This window comes from Streptomyces sp. NPDC101776, from assembly GCF_044766845.1.
GTDB lineage: Bacteria > Actinomycetota > Actinomycetes > Streptomycetales > Streptomycetaceae > Streptomyces.
Map to the genome: position 1 here is coordinate 312,773 of NZ_JBIWMV010000008.1, position 15,828 is coordinate 328,600.

The 15,828-nt window shown below is 69.8% G+C and carries 14 protein-coding genes; 7 read left to right on the forward strand and 7 right to left on the reverse strand.

The genetic code is table 11. The features are described from left to right. Positions 1–29 precede the first annotated feature (29 nt). Positions 30–1,004 carry a zinc-binding alcohol dehydrogenase family protein gene (locus ACIRRY_RS26085; protein ID WP_403976880.1) on the forward strand — a complete coding sequence of 325 codons (975 nt, stop codon included), beginning with the start codon at positions 30–32 and terminating at the stop codon, positions 1,002–1,004. Positions 1,005–1,091: 87 nt separating this feature from the next. On the opposite strand, the gene ACIRRY_RS26090 is transcribed toward ACIRRY_RS26085, so the two are convergent. From ACIRRY_RS26090 to ACIRRY_RS26100, 3 genes are read right to left on the reverse strand one after another with little or no spacing between them, the layout of a single operon-like run. Continuing rightward, positions 1,092–1,277 carry a DUF397 domain-containing protein gene (locus ACIRRY_RS26090; protein ID WP_403976882.1) on the reverse strand — a complete coding sequence of 62 codons (186 nt, stop codon included), beginning with the start codon at positions 1,275–1,277 and terminating at the stop codon, positions 1,092–1,094. Further along, positions 1,274–1,387 (reverse strand): DUF397 domain-containing protein, encoded by a 114-nt coding sequence (locus ACIRRY_RS26095; protein WP_403977004.1) that lies wholly within the window; start codon positions 1,385–1,387, stop codon positions 1,274–1,276. The genes ACIRRY_RS26090 and ACIRRY_RS26095 overlap by 4 nt, the downstream gene beginning before the upstream one ends. After that, a complete protein-coding gene (locus ACIRRY_RS26100) occupies positions 1,350–2,294 on the reverse strand; it encodes a Scr1 family TA system antitoxin-like transcriptional regulator (protein WP_403976884.1) in 945 nt (314 codons plus the stop codon). The genes ACIRRY_RS26095 and ACIRRY_RS26100 overlap by 38 nt, the downstream gene beginning before the upstream one ends. A 117-nt stretch (positions 2,295–2,411) precedes the next feature. Between ACIRRY_RS26100 and ACIRRY_RS26105 the strand changes: the two genes are divergently transcribed. Continuing rightward, positions 2,412–3,041, forward strand: a complete 630-nt coding sequence (locus ACIRRY_RS26105) for a hypothetical protein (protein WP_403976886.1) — start codon at positions 2,412–2,414, stop codon at positions 3,039–3,041. Positions 3,042–4,546: 1,505 nt separating this feature from the next. Here the strand turns inward: ACIRRY_RS26105 and ACIRRY_RS26110 are convergent. Then, positions 4,547–5,287: a VOC family protein gene (locus tag ACIRRY_RS26110; protein ID WP_403976888.1), complete on the reverse strand. Its 741-nt coding sequence runs from the start codon at positions 5,285–5,287 to the stop codon at positions 4,547–4,549. A gap of 186 nt (positions 5,288–5,473) precedes the next feature. On the opposite strand from ACIRRY_RS26110, the gene ACIRRY_RS26115 reads away from it, so the two are divergent. After that, positions 5,474–6,082: a TetR/AcrR family transcriptional regulator gene (locus tag ACIRRY_RS26115; RefSeq protein ID WP_403976890.1), complete on the forward strand. Its 609-nt coding sequence runs from the start codon at positions 5,474–5,476 to the stop codon at positions 6,080–6,082. Between the two features lie 19 nt (positions 6,083–6,101). Here ACIRRY_RS26115 and ACIRRY_RS26120 read toward each other — a convergent pair whose 3' ends face one another. Further along, a complete protein-coding gene (locus ACIRRY_RS26120; protein WP_403976892.1) occupies positions 6,102–7,364 on the reverse strand; it encodes a PucR family transcriptional regulator in 1,263 nt (420 codons plus the stop codon). Between the two features lie 101 nt (positions 7,365–7,465). Here ACIRRY_RS26120 and ACIRRY_RS26125 point away from each other — a divergent pair, with 101 nt between their 5' ends. The 4 genes from ACIRRY_RS26125 (at position 7,466) to ACIRRY_RS26140 (ending at position 12,714) form a co-directional block, all read left to right on the forward strand. Further along, on the forward strand, positions 7,466–7,924 hold the full coding sequence (locus ACIRRY_RS26125) for a nucleoside deaminase (RefSeq protein WP_403976894.1): 459 nt from the start codon (positions 7,466–7,468) through the stop codon (positions 7,922–7,924). Then, positions 7,917–8,894, forward strand: a complete 978-nt coding sequence (locus ACIRRY_RS26130; RefSeq protein ID WP_403976896.1) for an isopenicillin N synthase family dioxygenase — start codon at positions 7,917–7,919, stop codon at positions 8,892–8,894. The genes ACIRRY_RS26125 and ACIRRY_RS26130 overlap by 8 nt, the downstream gene beginning before the upstream one ends. A gap of 143 nt (positions 8,895–9,037) precedes the next feature. Further along, positions 9,038–11,176, forward strand: a complete 2,139-nt coding sequence (locus tag ACIRRY_RS26135; protein ID WP_403976898.1) for a hypothetical protein — start codon at positions 9,038–9,040, stop codon at positions 11,174–11,176. Beyond that, on the forward strand, positions 11,173–12,714 hold the full coding sequence (locus ACIRRY_RS26140; protein WP_403976900.1) for a hypothetical protein: 1,542 nt from the start codon (positions 11,173–11,175) through the stop codon (positions 12,712–12,714). Before ACIRRY_RS26135 ends, ACIRRY_RS26140 begins: the two co-directional genes overlap by 4 nt. 99 nt (positions 12,715–12,813) lie before the next feature. Here ACIRRY_RS26140 and ccsB read toward each other — a convergent pair whose 3' ends face one another. Both ccsB and ACIRRY_RS26150 read right to left on the reverse strand, forming a co-directional pair. Further along, positions 12,814–13,950 (reverse strand): c-type cytochrome biogenesis protein CcsB, encoded by a 1,137-nt coding sequence (gene ccsB, locus ACIRRY_RS26145; protein WP_403976902.1) that lies wholly within the window; start codon positions 13,948–13,950, stop codon positions 12,814–12,816. Continuing rightward, positions 13,947–15,827 (reverse strand): cytochrome c biogenesis protein ResB, encoded by a 1,881-nt coding sequence (locus tag ACIRRY_RS26150; protein ID WP_403976904.1) that lies wholly within the window; start codon positions 15,825–15,827, stop codon positions 13,947–13,949. The genes ccsB and ACIRRY_RS26150 overlap by 4 nt, the downstream gene beginning before the upstream one ends. Position 15,828: the final 1 nt, after the last annotated feature.

The window sequence follows — 15,828 nt, forward strand, 5'->3', positions numbered from 1 at the left end:
TCATTGAACAGTCGAGCGGGGAGTCCGGCATGCGCGCGGTGGAGATCCAGGAGTACGGCGGCCCCGAGGTCCTGAAGGTCGTGGAGACGGAGATCCCTCGACCGGGCCCCGGCCAAGTCACCATCGACGTGGCGTACACCGGGGTGAACTTCGCCGACCTCAAGGCGCGGGGCGAGGGGTACCGGGTGCCAAGTCTCCCTTTCGTACCGGGACTTGAGGCCTCGGGACGCGTACGGGAGATCGGCGCCGGCGTCGAGGGTCTCACCGTGGGCCAGGAGGTGGCCGCCCTGACAGCGGGCGGCGCGTACGCGGACGTGGTCGTCGCCGACGCGGTGACCGTCTTCCCGCTCCCCGCCGGCGTCGACCTCCGCACGGCCGCCACCCTCCCGACCGTCCTCCCGACCGCCTACGCCCTCGTCCACACGGTCGGCCGACTGCAACCCGGCGAGACGATCCTCGTGCAGGGTGCGGCGGGCGGAATCGGCACGGTGGTGGGGCAGTTGGCGCGGGCTGCCGGGGCGGGTTCCGTGCACGGGGTCGTGTCGAGTGCGGCGAAGGGGGAGTTCGCGCGCGGGTACGGCTACGACGAGGTGTTCGTGGGGGAGTTCGCGACGGCGGTGCGGGCCGCGACGGGTGGGCGCGGGGTGGATCTCGTCCTTGACCCGGTCGGCGGCGAGACGCTGCGCGCCGGCCTGGCTTCCCTTGCTACCTTCGGCCGCCTGGTCTCTTTCGGCAACGCGAGTTCGGCGGAGCCGTGGCGGGTGGGCCAACTTGATTTGTATCCCGGTGCGTTGTCGGTGTCCGGGTTCTCTATCCTCACCCTGGCGACGACGGACCCGGCGGCGCTACGAATCCTGACCGGGCAGGCGTTCGCGACTGTGGTCGACGGGGTGCTGTCGTTGCCGGTGACTGTGGAGTTCGGGCTGGAGGGGGCGGCGGAAGCACACCGGGTGATGGGGACGCGCACGAGTACGGGGAAGTTGTTGCTGAAGGTGGGGGGCTGAGGGTTGGTTGCTCGCTGCGGGCCGGTGGGGGCTGGTCGCGCAGTTCCCCGCGCCCCTAAAAGATTAGGGGCGTTACGCCGGGCCTGGTCAGCGGTCGAAGGTGTTTTCGCGGATGGTCGAGACGAAAGCTGACCAGGCAGAGCGGGTGAGCATCAGCACCGGGCCCTCGGAGGCCTTGCTGTCACGCACCGGCACCACGGCGGGGAAAGCGAGGGCGATTTCGACGCAGTCGCCACCGTTGCTGTCGCTGTAGCTGCTCTTGATCCAGGTCATCGCAGCGCCTCCGTGAATGCAGACCACGCAGAACGCGGCACCATCAGCACCGTGCCCTCGGAGACCTTGCTGTCACGCACCGGCACCACGGCGGGGAAAGCGAGGGCGATTTCGACGCAGTTGCCGCCGTTGCTGTCGCTGTAGCTGCTCTTGATCCAGGTCACCGCGCCGAGTTCGTGCCTGTCCATGGTGCTCGTAACCCTCCATCACGTCGCTGATCAGAGCGGCGGATTCGCGGGCCGACGGGATGTCCGCCCTGAGCACATCATAGGCCTGACTATGGCCCGCGAAAACGGCCGGATCGTCGTTGAAATGCCCCCGGTCCAGCGACTCCGAGTACACCCATTCATGCCCGTCAGGCAGCTTGATCAACGACATCGAACCACTGGGGCGAAGGAGCCCGAAGAGAGCCGCAGGAGCCACCTGGATACGGATGTTGGGGCGCCGCCCGACAGCCAGCAGGTGCGCACATTGGCCCCGCATGACCTCCGGACTCCCCACCGCGTTACGCAGGCAGCTCTCGTCCAGGACGGCGACGTATAGAGGGCCGTCCTCACCGAAGAAGCGCGGTTGGCGGCTCAGCCTGGCCCGGACGCGCTCATCCACCTCGTCGCCGCTGGCGATCCGGGAGAACAGGGCATGCGCGTAGGCCGGAGTCTGCAACATGCCGGGAATGACGCGCTCCTGATACTCCCGCAACGCAACCGCCTGGGCATCCATCTCGGCGCGCTTCTCGAACCAATCGGGATGCTGCACCTCGGGGTACCAGTCGATGTGGCGCCACATGCGCAGCAACACCCCACCCGTGCCGAGGAGTTCGTCGCACTTCTTGACGAACGACTCCTGTGGGACCCGTGTCCCCGCCTCCACCTTCGCCACGTGCGAACGGTCGCAGGGGATCTGCCTCCCCAGCGCCTCCTGAGTCAGCAACACGGCCTCGCGATAGTGGCGTAACAGATCTCCGAACAACGCCGCGTTGCTGACTCCGCCCGTGGCCTCCGCATTGCGATAGGACACAGAACCGACCTCCCCTCCGTGGCAATGGCCCAATGGCACGCGCCAAGCGTTGATACGCACCGTTCCCCTGGGCGACTCTCAATACACCCAGAGTGATGAAGTGGCCCCGGAGTGAACATGGTTGAGCCGATCGCGAATCAGATCGAACAAGGAACACTCGTCTACGACATCAGTACGAACAGGGTGGGTGAATACCGAGGCAAGGCAGGCCCCTACACGATGCTTCGCCCGGTCGGCGGCGGCCGGGAGTGGGAGGCTGCACCGGAAGCCGTACGTCCTGCTACACCCCAGGAACGGCTGATCGCGAGCGTAAAGGCCGCCAACTCCCGTTCCTGGGTGGGGAATTCCGTCCCGTACGACATCACCACGCCCCCCTCCCCCATCCCCGACTGTCCGGCCTGCGCCGACCTCGCCTCCCTCCGGGCCGACGCCCGCGCCCGCAACGACGGCACCGCCGAGACCGACGCGAACGTCCTCCTCCGTCGGCACCAGCACCGGGACCACGAGATCCAACACCGGCGGATCTTCCGGTTCGTGCCGTACGCGATCGCGCAGGACCCTGGCGCGGAACCGGAGTACGAAGCCCGTTGCGTGTCCGGCGACGAGGACGACTGCGACGCGACGTCCGGGCCGTACGGCAACCCGGGCGAGGTCGAGGAGTGGCAGCGGAAGCACACACAGGAGACTCGGCACACTCGCTATCACCGTTGCTTCGCGGACTACGCGGTGTTGGAGCCGGTGTTTTAGTGAGCGCCTGTTCATACGTGACCGTTGGGCCACTCGCTTCTCAGCCAGTGTCGGGCTTCCACGGCCCGAGTAAAGGGCGCTCCCTACGGTCGCGTCGGCTACGCCGATTCCGCTCCGCTCCACCCTTGACACGACCCGCTCCACCCCGTTCCAGAAGCGAGCGAGCAGCCCAGAGGAATGGGTGGCCGACCTGTGAATGCCCTTGCCTGTACTGCGTTGCGGGCCGGTGTGGAGGGTTCGCGCTGCCGTCTCGCCTGCACGCCGGGCCGACTCAGCGGCCAACGCCCGGCGGGGACTTCCGTACGAGACTCCGGACCTGCGACGCGCAGGGGCGCACTCGCGTCTCACCAGCACGCCGGGCCGGCCCAGCGGCCAACGGCGAGTGGGGACTTCCGGAACAGGAGACCCAAGACCTGCGGCCCGCAGGCGTGCGCCGACAGTCCGCCTTGCACATCGGGCCGGCTCAGCGACTACCGGCCGGTGAGGGGAGACGGGTGGAGATGGGTGGGTGCTGGAGGCTGGGGGTAAAACTAACCACCGTCATGCACCTTGACCGGTTAGAAAAGACCCCAGCTTCCAGAGAGGACTAGGGTCGGCAGGGCAGGACGGAAGACCCGGGGCGGGGGCTACCGAGTCAGGGAAGGGTGACACTCCTCCCCGGACTGTCACCCTTCTGCGGACCGACACCCCGACAGGGAGGCCGATCGGCAGACGAGGACCTGCCGCCGGCCAGGCCATCCCCAGAACCGACCAACTGACTGACCATGACCGGCTGGCTGGCTGGCTGGCTGGCTGGCTGGCTGACCTGGAACCTCCCTGCCGACCTGAAAGCTTCCGCCCGCCCCGGAGGCTTCCGACGGAAGTCCCCACCAGGCGAAAGCCGCCAAGCCGACCCGGCATACCAGCAAGACACCAGCCCACCCCTACACGCACGCAGAACCAGAATCTCGCACGAAAGCCCCCCACCCACTGCCAGCCGCTAAACCGCCCGCCCGGCGTGCAGGCGAGACGCGAACACGTCCCCACGCGCCGCAGGCCCCGAATGTCGTCTCGTTCTCGTCCCGTTCTCGTCGCCCCGGAAGTCCCCACCGGGCGTTGGCCGCTGAGCCGACCCGGCGTGCAGGCGAGACGCAGACGCGTCCCCGCACACCGCAGGCACCGAATGCCGTCATGCTCCCGTCCCGCCTCGGAAGCCCCCACTCGGCGTTGGCCGCTAAGCCGACCCGGCGTGCAGGCGAGACGCCAGCGCGCCTCCTCCACACCGGGCCACAACGCAGCACAGGCAAGGGCATTCACAGGTCGGCCACCCATTCCTCCGGGCCGCTCGCTCGCTTCTCAAACGGGATTGTGTGAGCCGAGTCAAGGGTGGAGCGCAGCGAAATCGGCGCAGCCGACGCGACCGCAGGGAGCGCCCTTTACTCGGCTCACACAATCCCGACACTCACAAAGAAGCGAGTGGCCCAACGTTCACATTCCAACTGGCGGGGCACCAACAAGGCCCCGCGTCACGACAACGTCAGAACGCAGAACTCGTGGGCTTCCGGATCCGTCAAGCACGTCCACGGAACATCACCCTGGCCGACATCGAGATCGGTTGCGCCCAGAGCACGGAGCCGGTCGACCTCCGCCGCCTTGTCGTCACCGGGATACGGCATCAGGTCGAGGTGAATACGGTCCGGCACGGTTTTGGCGTCAGGTGTGCGGAGGAATTCCAGGTACGGGCCGACACCCTTGGGCGAGCGCAACGACGCGTGGTCGTCGGCCAGTTCACGCACGGTCCAGTCCGTCGCCTCGCCCCAGAACCGGGCCATCGCCCGCGGATCCACGCAGTCGATCACCACGGCGGCGATCGGCCCGGTGTCCAGGTAGATCTCCCGAGGTTCGAGCACACAGAACTCGTTGCCCTCCGGGTCGGCGAGGACAGTCCACGGGACATCGACCTGGCCTGCGTCGACGGGGCTCGCACCGAGGGACCGTAGGCGCGCGATCAGCTCCGCCTGGTGGGTCGTAGAGGTGGTGGCAAGGTCGAGGTGCAGGCGGTTCTTGCTCAACATCTTGGGTTCGGGAACGGGGACGAAGTCGATGCCGAGGCCGAGCGGTTCGGGCCAGACGAGGCCGCCGGCGGGGCCGACGTAGGTCGTCACGCCGGGGCTGACCGCATCCCAGCCGAGCGCCTCCGCCCAGAACCGGCCGAGCGCCGAGCCGTCGACCGCCTTGATATTCACCTGAACAGGACGCAGGGGCATGACGGCGATCCTATGCACCGGTTCACGTCAGGCGCCGGGCCCGCGGCCATCCGTATCCCCCGAGACTGATGGACGCGGGCCCGGCTAGCAGCAAGTCTGGACCGGGAGGTGATCAGACCGGAAGAGGGTTCCAGAAATCTGCTCTAGAAATTCACTCTAGAACCGGTCCCCCATACGCTGTCCCGCATGAGCCCCAAGCAACAACGCGGCGAGGTCACCGCAGACCTGATCCTCGACGCCGCGCTGCGCCTGTTCGCGGAGCAGGGTGAACAGGGCCTCACCGTCAGCGCGGTGACCAAGGCCAGCGGGGTCAGCCTCGGCAGCCTGTACCACCATTTCGGCAGCCTGGACGGCCTGTTCGACGCGCTGGCGGAACGGTGGTTGAGCCGGTTGCTGGGCGAGTTGGTGATCGCGCTCCAGGCGACCCGGACCGCCCGCACGGGCATCCGCGCGATCGTACGGACGTATCTCGCCTTCGCCCGCGAACACCGGGACGCCGCCCTGCTGTTGCACTCCGCGAGAACCGACCAGCGGAACATGACCCAGGCCAGGGAACTGCGCGACTCCCAGGAGGCCCGGCTCTCGGTGTTCGGGCTGTGGATCCAAACCCACGTCGATTCCGGTGAGTTGGCTCCGCTGCCGCTTCCTCTCATCGAGTCGCTCGTCCTGGGGCCGCTGGTCGGTGTGATCCGCCGCTGGCTCTCCGGCATCGACGACGTCGAACTCGACCTCGACGAGGCCGCGCGCGTACTGCCGGAGCGGATCTGGCGCTCGGTCGCCGCGAATCCCGGCTGACCGGCGGGGGTGGCTGTTTCTACGCCACCGTCCGCAAGCCCCGTACCTGAGTCGCCCCCATCCCCCGTACCACCCGATGCGCGCACACCGCCGCCAGCAACTCCCCCAGCAGATCCGGGTCGTCGATCTCCAGGCCGAGCAACGACTCGATGCGCTCCAGGCGTTGGTAGAGGGACTGGCGGCCGATGTGGAGGAGGGCTGCCGTGCGGGTCGGGGAGCAGCCGTGGCGCAGGTGTACCTCCAGCGTTCGGACCAGGTCGCTGGGGTGCGCCGCCTCCCAGGCCAGCAGTGGGCCCAGCGCGTGCTGGACCAGGCGGGCCAGGCGGTCGCGGTTGGTGTCGATGCCGCCGCGGGTCAGCTCCCGTTCCAGCGCCAGTGCCCGCGCCGAGGTCACCAACGGGCCGTCGGGCAGGGCGGGTTCGGCGGCCGGGACCGTCAGCGCCAGCTCCAGTGTCGTACGGGCCGCCCGTAGTGTGTCGCTCCAGCGGAGCCAGCCGCTGCCCGCCTCTACCGCGTGGCCGACCGCGACGGTCAGCCCGGGGTCGGCGGCCGTACGGAAGGCCTCCTGGACGGTACGGATGGGGTCGCCGGAGACGGAACCCGGTAGTGCAAGGAGCGTCAGTACGTCGCCCGGGAACGCCGCCCGCAGCGCGCTCGCCCCGCCCAGCAGCCGTACCGCCCGGTCCACGGCCGTCGCATCCCGAGCGGCGCCGTGTACCGAGACGCCGATCAGACGGGCGCCGGGGCCGGGGTGGAAGCCGGCCAGTGCCGCCCGCGCCTCGACCTCGGGCTGGTTCAGCGCGGCCCGGTCGGCGAGGTCGGCCAGGAGCGCGGCCGTGTGGTCGTCGCCCCACGGTCGTACGACGGAACGGCCGGACAGGCCCCGGGCCACGATCGCCCGGTTGGCGGCCTCGGTGATCCGGACGAAGGGGACGACCCGGTGGAGGGCCAGGAGGGGAAGGCCCAGGCGGCGGGCCTCGTCCGTGACCTCCGGCGGCATCGTCGGGAGGGAGCGGCCGATCTCGACCGCGAGGCCGGACGCGCCGCGCGCCGCCAGTTCGCGGACGTAGCGGCGGCGGATCTCGGCGTCCGTGTCGGTGAGGCCGAAACCGTTGGTGAGGAGGAGTTCGCCGCCGTCGAGGAAGTTCGCGCCCTCGTAGACCTCGCTGGAGTGGACCCAGCGCACGGGGCGGTCGAGGGCGGCCTCGCCGGCGAGGAGTTCGGGCTCGGTGGCGCGGACCGGGTCGAGGGCCAGGACCTCACGGAGGGTGAGTGCGGGCACGGGAACCTCCAGAGGCGCGGACAGTTCGTCCGGTTAAGGGTTGCGGGGAGAGTACTTTCCGCACGTTGCCCTCGTGTTTCGGCCACTGGAGAGTGGGAGCCATGAACCGCATCGATCAGGCACAGGCACGGACCTGGCTCGCCACCGCCGTCGCGGAGGCCCGCGCCGGGCTCGCCGAGGGCGGCATCCCGATCGGCGCCGCGCTCTACGGCGCCGACGGCACCCTGCTGGGGCGCGGCCACAACCGGCGCGTCCAGGACGACGACCCCTCGATGCACGCGGAGACGGCCGCGTTCCGGGCGGCGGGACGGCAGCGCTCGTACCGCGGGACGACCATGGTCACGACCCTCTCGCCGTGCTGGTACTGCTCGGGCCTGGTGCGGCAGTTCGGTATCTCGCGGGTCGTCGTCGGCGAGGCCGTCACCTTCCACGGCGGGCACGACTGGCTCGCCGAGCACGGGGTGGAGATCGTCCTGCTCGACGACGCCGAGTGCACCTCGCTGATGCGCGACTTCATCAAGAACAACCCGGCACTCTGGAACGAGGACATCGGTGACTGAGCCCCAGACCCCACCCCGCATTCCCACGATCGATCTGCGTCCCTGGATCGACGGGGACGAGGAGACCCGCAAGGACATCGCCCGTACCGTCGACGAGGCCCTCCAGACGGCCGGGTTCCTGCTCGTCACGGGGCACGGGGTCGACCCGGCGCTGCGGTCCCGGATCCGGGAGGCCGCCCGTTCCTTCTTCGCGTTGCCGGTCGGCGTGAAGGAGCCGTACTCCGCCAAGGTCGGTGGGCGCGGGTGGCTCGGGCCCGGGGCCGAGGCCAACGGGTACTCGGAGGGGACCGAGACCCCGCCCGATCTGAAGGAGTCGCTGACCTTCGCCACCCACCGGCCCTTCGCGGACCCGGTGATCAACGCGGAGTGGTACGCGCCCAATGTGTGGCCGGACGAGGTGCCCGAGTTGCAGGTGCTCTGTGAGGAGTACCTGGACCGGATGGGCGAGTTGGAGAAGCAGCTGTTGTCGCTGCTCGGGGTCGCGCTCGGGCTCGGACCCGACTTCTTCTCGCGGCACATGGACCATCCGACGTACGGGTTCAACATCAACTGGTACCCGGGGACGGAGGTCGTCGGAGAGCCGGAGCCGGGGCAGTTCCGGATCGGGCCGCACACCGACTTCGGGACCGTGACGATCCTGGACCGGCAGGCCGGGAAGGGTGGATTGCAGGTCTTCACCGATGAGGGCGGGTGGGAGGACGCGCCGTTCGACGCCGCGGCGTTCACCATCAACATCGGTGATCTGATGGCCCGTTGGACCGGGGACCGGTGGCGGTCCGGTCGGCACCGCGTGCTGCCGCCGCCCGCCGACGCGCCCGCCGAGGAGCTGATGTCGCTCGTCTACTTCGGCGAGTGCACCCCGGGCACGCTCGTGGAGTCCGTGCCCGCGCCGGTGGGGCGGGTGGCCTACGACGCCGTCGACTCGCATGTCTATCTGCGGGAGAAGCTGGACTCGATCACCGTCGACTGAGTCCGGCACTCGAAAGTCCGCCGATCCGACATTTTCGTAACCCAACGGACACCACTCGGTCTAGTCCGAACCAACTCCCCCTATTTACCCTGGTGTTGATAGAACCAGTTGCAGTGCCGGGCGACCGCTCAGGGGGAGATGCGGTGGGGAGAGGGCTGCATGGGCGCGCGGCGCTGCTCGAGGCACAGCCGCCCGGTCTCGCCGCGCGGCTGATCGGCCTACGCCCGTACGAGCTGCTCACCTCGCCGACCGAGCACCCGGAACCGCCGTTCGTGGTGCTCGCGGGCGCGCGCGGGCACGGCAAGAGCATGGCGCTGGCCGAGCTGCGGACCGCGTACCGCGGGCACACGCCGGTCGCGCTGATCGACTGCGAGGCCGACCGGCTCATGCGGCTGCCGGACGGGCGGCCCGCCGCGACCTGGTCGCCGGTGTGGCAGGCGCTGACGACGATCGCGGAACAGCTCAGGGAGCCGGTGGTGCACGGCGCCGGGAGCATCGACTTCCCGCGCCTGGAGGCGGGCCTTCTCGCCGTCTGCGCCACCGGCTGGGGTGCCCGGGACGAGGACAGTGCCCGCGAGGAGGCCCGGCGGATCCTGCTGCTGAGCGACCCGGCGCGGCGCTGGTCGGTGATCGCGCACGGCTGGGCCACCAAGGTCGCCTCCCGGCTCATCGCCAATCTGTCGGGTACGGGGCCGGTGGGCCAGGCCGTCATCGAGGCGACCCTGGACACCCTCTTCGACCTGGTGTGGACGCCGAACGGGCTGCTGAAGGCGGGCGCGGACTGGTACCGCGACTATCCCGGGGCGAGCGGCGAGGCCAGGCGCGGGCTGATCGAGATCGCCCGGGACTTCCGCGCCGACGGCACCTCCCGCGCGGACGCCGAACGCTGGCTGCTGCGGGCGCTGCTCGCCGACCTCGGCGACACCTACCGGCGCCGGTGGGAGCGGATGCGCCGGGTCGGGCGGCCCGTCGTGCTCGTGGACAACGTGCAGTCGGGGCCCGGTCCGGGGCTGATGAAGGCCGTACTGAGGGAGCGGGTCGACGGCAACAGCGGCGACCAGGTGGTCTTCTTCGCCGGTCTGCGCGGCCACGGCCATCCCGAACTGCCGGACGCCGTACGGCATCCGCTGCCGGAGGTGGCCCGCGCGAGCGGCTGGACACCGGGCAACTCTCCTTCGTCGCGGGCCCTGTTGGTGACTCTGCCGCCGCTGACCCCGGAGGAGGCGCGGCGCGTCATCGCCGATGTGTGCGCCGCCGACGGCGACGCCACGCGTGTCGAGGTGCCGCCCCAACTGCCGTACGCCATCCATCGGTTGACGGCCGGCAGTCCGCTGGGGGCGGCGGTGCTCGGGCAGGCCGTACGGCAGAACCGGCCCGTGGGGGCCGTCAGTCCGGGCGAGTTGCTGACCGCCGGGCTCAAGCCGGAGGGGGACACGGAGAGCGATCGGCGGCCCGGCTACCGGGAGTTGCTCGACCGGCTGGTGCCGCCGGGACTCGCGGAGGAGCTGGCCGTGCTCGCCACCGCGCACGACGGTGACTCGGCGCGGGCGCTGGCCGAGGCACGGCTGGGCGACAGTTTCGGCGCGGCCGGGGTGAACCGGCTGCGCACCCAGCTCACCGCCGAGGGACTGCCCCCGGCCGAGGGCTACTTCGTCGGCGACCCCTTCCTGCGCACCCTGCTCCTGCTGCGGCTGCACCTCGACGACGCCGACCACGGCCGCTGGCGGGCCGTGCACCGCTCCCTGCTCGCGCACTACGACGGCCTGCCCGGCAACCCGGACACCCCGGCCCGCGCCCGCTACCGCCTGCACCACGAACTCGCCCTGGGCGACACGGCGGACGCGGTGGCGTACCTGCGGAACACCTTCCGCACCATCACGCCGTACGCCTGGCTGGAGACGCTGCTGTTCGTCACCGCCGCGCCCTACTACCACGCGCACGATCCGCACGGCCGGGACATCGGCGCCCCCGGCGACCACCGCAAGGCGGTCGCGCTCGCCCGCACGGACGCCGAGGAGGACCCCCCGGCCGGCGTGGACGCGGCCCTGCATCTGACGGTACGGCGGCTGCTGCACGCGGTGTGGCAGGTGACGGACCCGCTGGTGCTGCCGGACGAGGAGGTCGCGGGCCGGATGCACTTCGATCTGGAGCAGCTGTCGAACATCTGGCCCGCGGGCAGCGAACCGCTGTGGCGGGCCGCCCAGCAGTGGCCCGAACAGGCCCTGGCCGGACGCCCGTTGCGAGTGCCGGCCGGCGACGAACGGAACGGGGGCCCGCGATGAGACCGTGGATACGCGAACTGGTCCAGCGGATCCGGACGATCCCGATCTACCGCTACACGGCTCTCGTGGTCGCCGCCGCGCTGGTCTTCGGCCTGGTCGTGCTGCTCCGTACCGTCCTGCGCGAGGACCGCTCCTGCGCGGCCGGGGTGGCCCGGCCCGAGGACAGCGGCGAGTGCGTGGGGGTGTCGGCCTCGGCGTTCGACTTCGGGCAGCGCCGGTTCGCCGACACCATCCGGGCGGTGGCCCGCGAGAACAGCTCCCTGAAGGCGGGTACGTACGTCACCGTCGCGCTCTACGAGCCGTTCACCGCGACCGACGCGGACACCCTGAACGACGTGGGGCACGAGTTGCAGGGCGCGTATCTCGCGCAGTACCGCGCCAACCACGACAACAACGGCGAGACCCCGTACATCCGGCTGGCGCTCGCCAACCCGGGTGCCACCGGCGTCTACTGGGAGCGGACGGTCGACCGGATCGTGACGATGACGACGTCGTCCGACCGGCTGCGGGCGGTCACCGGCATAGGGATGAGCACCGACAACAACAAGAAGGCCGTGGCGGAGCTGACCCGGCTCGGCATCCCGGTGGTCGGCTCGTCCATCACCGCCGACGACCTCGCCAACGGGCAGCGCGGCAAGGACCCTTACCCCGGGCTCGCCCGCGTCTCCCCCACCAACACCGACGAGGCGCGCGCGCTCGCCTCCTTCGCCAAGGTGACGGCCGACCGCGCGCTGCTCGTCTACGACAAGCCCGGCGACCCGTACACGAAGACGCTCCAACAGGCCTTCACCACCCTGCTGAAGGGCTCGCCGTACGGTTCCTGGCCGTTCACCCCGCCCGCCGACCGCAGCCAGGAGGGCAGCACGCCCAACACCTTCCGGCAGATCACCGACCTCGTCTGCGACACGGACGCGCCGCTGGACACGGTGTTCTTCGCCGGACGGCACACCCAACTGCGCCAGTTCATCAACGCGTTGGGCCGCCGCGGCTGCCAGTCACGGACGTTCACGGTGCTCACCGGCGATGAGGGCTCGTACCTGACCGCCGACGACAAGCTCGACACCAACGCCCTCCGGCACGGCGTCTCCGTCCGCTTCACCGCCCTCGCCCACCCGGACGCCTGGCTCAAGAACGCCCCGGCGACCGGCGGTTCGGCCCAGGACACCCAGGACCTCGACACCCTGCTGGCCGCCGCGAGGACCCGGCCGGTCGGCCCGCTCGGCCCGCTCTCCCTCGACGACGGCCAGGCGATCATCGCCTACGACGCGATGCAACTCGCCGTCCACGGCATCCGCGAGGCCACCCCCGACCAGCAGAAGATCCCGCCGCTGTCCGACGTCGGCCTCCAATGGCCGCAGGTGAAGGGCTCGTTGCGGGTGAGCGGGGCGAGCGGCTGGATCTGCCTGGACGTCCACGGCAACCCGTACGACAAGGCCGTACCGATCGTGGAACTCACCCCGAAGGGCGCCGCCCGCTTCGTGAAGATCGCCTGGCCGGAGGGACGGCCGCCGTCGAAGGAGTGCCTGCCTCCGGCCTGAACGGCCTTGTCCACACCCTTCCATCTGTCCGTACGGCGAAGGCCGGTTCCGGTGACCTGTGTCACATGGAACCGGCCTTCGCCGTACGGGAGTTGTGGCTTACACGCCGGCGTAGGAGTGCTTGCCGCCGACGAAGATGTTGACGCCGTAGTAGTTGAAGATCCAGCAGCCGAAGGCGATCAGGGCCAGGTAGGCGGCCTTGCGGCCCTTCCAGCCGGCCGTGGCGCGGGCGTGCAGGTAGCAGGCGTAGGCGACCCAGGTGATGAACGCCCAGGTCTCCTTCGGGTCCCAGCCCCAGTAGCGGCCCCAGGCCGACTCGGCCCAGATCGAGCCCGCGATGATCGTGAACGTCCAGAGCGGGAAGACGGCCGCGTTGACGCGGTAGGAGAACTTGTCGAGGTTCGCGGAGGCGGGCAGCCGCTCCATCACGGAGGTGGCGAAGGCGCCGGGCTTGCCGCCGCCCGCCAACTTGCTCTCGTACGAGTCCTTGAAGAGGTAGAGCAGCGTGCCGACGGCACCCACGTAGAAGACCGCGCCGCAGATGATCGCCGTCGAGACGTGGATGTACAGCCAGTACGAGTGGAGGGCGGGAACCAATTGGTCGCTGGCGGTGTACAAGACGGTGACGGCGATGCCGAGATCGAGGAGGACCGTCGTGACCAGGAACAGGCCGAGCCAGCGCACGTTCTTCTTGAGCAGCAGCAGCGTCAGATACACGCCGACGGCGACCGTGGAGAAGGTGATGTTGAACTCGTACATGTTGCCCCAGGGCGCCCGCTCCACCGAGGCCGCGCGGGCGATGACACCGCTCAGCTCGACGAGGAACGCGAGCACCGTGAGGGACACGGCGATACGGCCGTAGAGGTCGCCCTGTTCGTCCCCGCCGTGCGCGCCGGGACCGTCCGGCACATCCCGCGAACCGGACGCGGCCCGGACGACGACCTTCGGCCGCTCCAGCACGGTGGTGCCGCCGGCGTTCTGCACGGTCACGGCGGGCGCGTCCGCCTTCTTCGCCCCGGCACCGGTCAGCGCGGCGGCCGTACGGCCGATCTTGCTGCGGCTGCCGAAGGTCCATTCGGCGATGTACGCCAGGAAGGCCAGCGTGTAGACGGCCATCGAGGAGTAGATCAGCGTGTTGCTGAGGTTGGCCAGGTGCTCGTTGGTCGCGGTGGCCAGATTGGTCACGGAGGCGACATCGGTCGCGGAGACGAGGTCGGTTGCGGCGGCGAGAGTCACTTCTCAGCCCCTTCGGCGGGTACGGGCGGTTCGACGCCGGAGTCGGAGTCGTGGGTGTCGGCGTCAGGGTTGGGGGTGGGGGTGGGGGTGGGGGTGGGGGTGGGGGTGTTCGGGTCGTGGTGGGGCTTCGGGGCGGCGGGGGGCTTCGGGACGCCGTCGGTCTTCAGGTCGGCGTCGGGCTTCGTCGGGGCCCGGTCGTGTACGAGTGCTGCCAGGTCGCCGAGTTCCTCGGGGAGTTTTGCGGACTCGCTGCGGCCGAGGCCGGCCATTTCGACGAGGGTGGTGCCGTCGGGGGTGGTGGTCGCGCGTACCCAGACACGGCGGCGCTGGATGAACAGGGAGCCGGCCAGGCCGAGGATCGCGGTGAGCGCGCCTGCCAGCGCCCAGGTGGTGCCGGGCTGTTGGACGACCTGGAAGCCCGCCCACTCCTTGATCTGCTTGTCGAAGGTGATCGAGCCCGCGCCGTTCGGCAGCGTCATCGTCTCGCCGGGGAGCAACTGGGCCTTGAGGATGGCGCCCTTGGCGGTCTTGAACTGCTTCAGGTTCTTGGTCTCGAGCTGGTACACGTTCTGCGGGATGCCCGAGTTGACGCCGAGGTCGCCGTGGTAGCCGGTCACGTTGAGCACCGGGTAGTCGAGCCCGGGGTACTGGGAGAACATCGTGCCGCTGCCCTTGCCGTACGTCGGCACGAACAGGGCCGCGAAGCCGAGCTGTTCGGCGACGCCCTGGGCGTTCTTGTAGCCGTCGAGGACCTTGATCGCGCCCTGCGAGGTGATGTTGGAGTCGATCGGCAGCATCGGTACGGCCTGGTGGAGGACCACCTTGCCCTTGCCGTCCCGGACGGTGACGACGGGGGCGTAGCCGTGGCTGACGAGATAGACCTTCGAGTCGCCGATCTCCAGCGGCTCGTTGACCTTGATGGTGTGCTTCTGGGACTTGCCGTAGGCGCCGAGGCTGTAGGTGATGTCGGCCTGGAAGGTGCTCGGGGTGCCGCGATTGGGGCCGGTGCGCTCGTAGGTGCCGACGAAGTTCTTCAGGTTGAAGCTGAAGGGCACGAGGTCGTCGTCGCTGAACAGGTTCCCGGACTTGAAGTCGTCGTACTGCGTGAGGGTGTTGGAGAAGCCGTCGCCCTCGACGATCAGTTTGTCGCCCTCGGACTTGAAGAGCTGGCCCCAGGCGAAGGCGATCAGCATCACGATCAGCGCGATGTGGAAGAGGAGGTTGCCGGTCTCGCGGAGATAGCCCTTCTCGGCGGCTACGGCGTCCCCGGCGACATGGGCGCGGAAGCGGCGCTTCCTCAGGGTCGCTAGGGCGACTTCCCGGACCAGCTCGGGCTCGGCGTCGGTGCGCCAAGTGGCGTACGCGGGAAGGCGGTTGAGGCGTTTGGGGGCGCCCGGCGGCCGGCCGCGGAGCTGGCCGACGAACTGCCAGGTGCGCGGGATGATGCAGCCGATGAGGGAGACGAACAGGAGGATGTAGATCGCGCCGAACCAGGCCGAGCCGTAGACGTGGAAGAGGCCGAGCTTCTGGTAGATCGGCCCGAGCGTCTTGTGCGCGTCCTGGAACTCGGAGACCTTCAGCGCGTCGGTGCCGGACTGCGGGATCAGCGAGCCGGGGACCGCGCCGAGCGAGAGCAGGAACAGCAGCATCAGCGCGACCCGCATCGAGGTCAGCTGCCGCCAGAACCAGCGGGCCCAGCCGAGCACTTCGCGGCCGGTCCAGGCGAGCCAGCCGGTCAGGCCGGGGGCGCGGTTGCCGCCGAAGGAGCCGGGCATGGCGGTCTCGACGGGGGCCGTGGAGAGCTGGGAGCCGGCGGCGCCGAGGTCCTGGTCCTCAGCCGCCGGGTTCTCGGGCGCTTCCGTGGACGTCTTGCTCATC

Excerpts from the sequence above, each read along its gene's own strand:
- ACIRRY_RS26140 (WP_403976900.1), top strand. The coding sequence starts at position 11,173 with ATGAGACCGTGGATACGCGAACTGGTCCAGCGGATCCGGACGATCCCG.
- ACIRRY_RS26110 (WP_403976888.1), bottom strand. The coding sequence starts at position 5,287 with ATGCCCCTGCGTCCTGTTCAGGTGAATATCAAGGCGGTCGACGGCTCG.
- ACIRRY_RS26085 (WP_403976880.1), top strand. The coding sequence starts at position 30 with ATGCGCGCGGTGGAGATCCAGGAGTACGGCGGCCCCGAGGTCCTGAAG.
- ACIRRY_RS26090 (WP_403976882.1), bottom strand. The coding sequence starts at position 1,277 with ATGACCTGGATCAAGAGCAGCTACAGCGACAGCAACGGTGGCGACTGC.
- ACIRRY_RS26150 (WP_403976904.1), bottom strand. The coding sequence starts at position 15,827 with ATGAGCAAGACGTCCACGGAAGCGCCCGAGAACCCGGCGGCTGAGGAC.
- ACIRRY_RS26125 (WP_403976894.1), top strand. The coding sequence starts at position 7,466 with ATGAACCGCATCGATCAGGCACAGGCACGGACCTGGCTCGCCACCGCC.
- ACIRRY_RS26105 (WP_403976886.1), top strand. The coding sequence starts at position 2,412 with ATGGTTGAGCCGATCGCGAATCAGATCGAACAAGGAACACTCGTCTAC.
- ACIRRY_RS26115 (WP_403976890.1), top strand. The coding sequence starts at position 5,474 with ATGAGCCCCAAGCAACAACGCGGCGAGGTCACCGCAGACCTGATCCTC.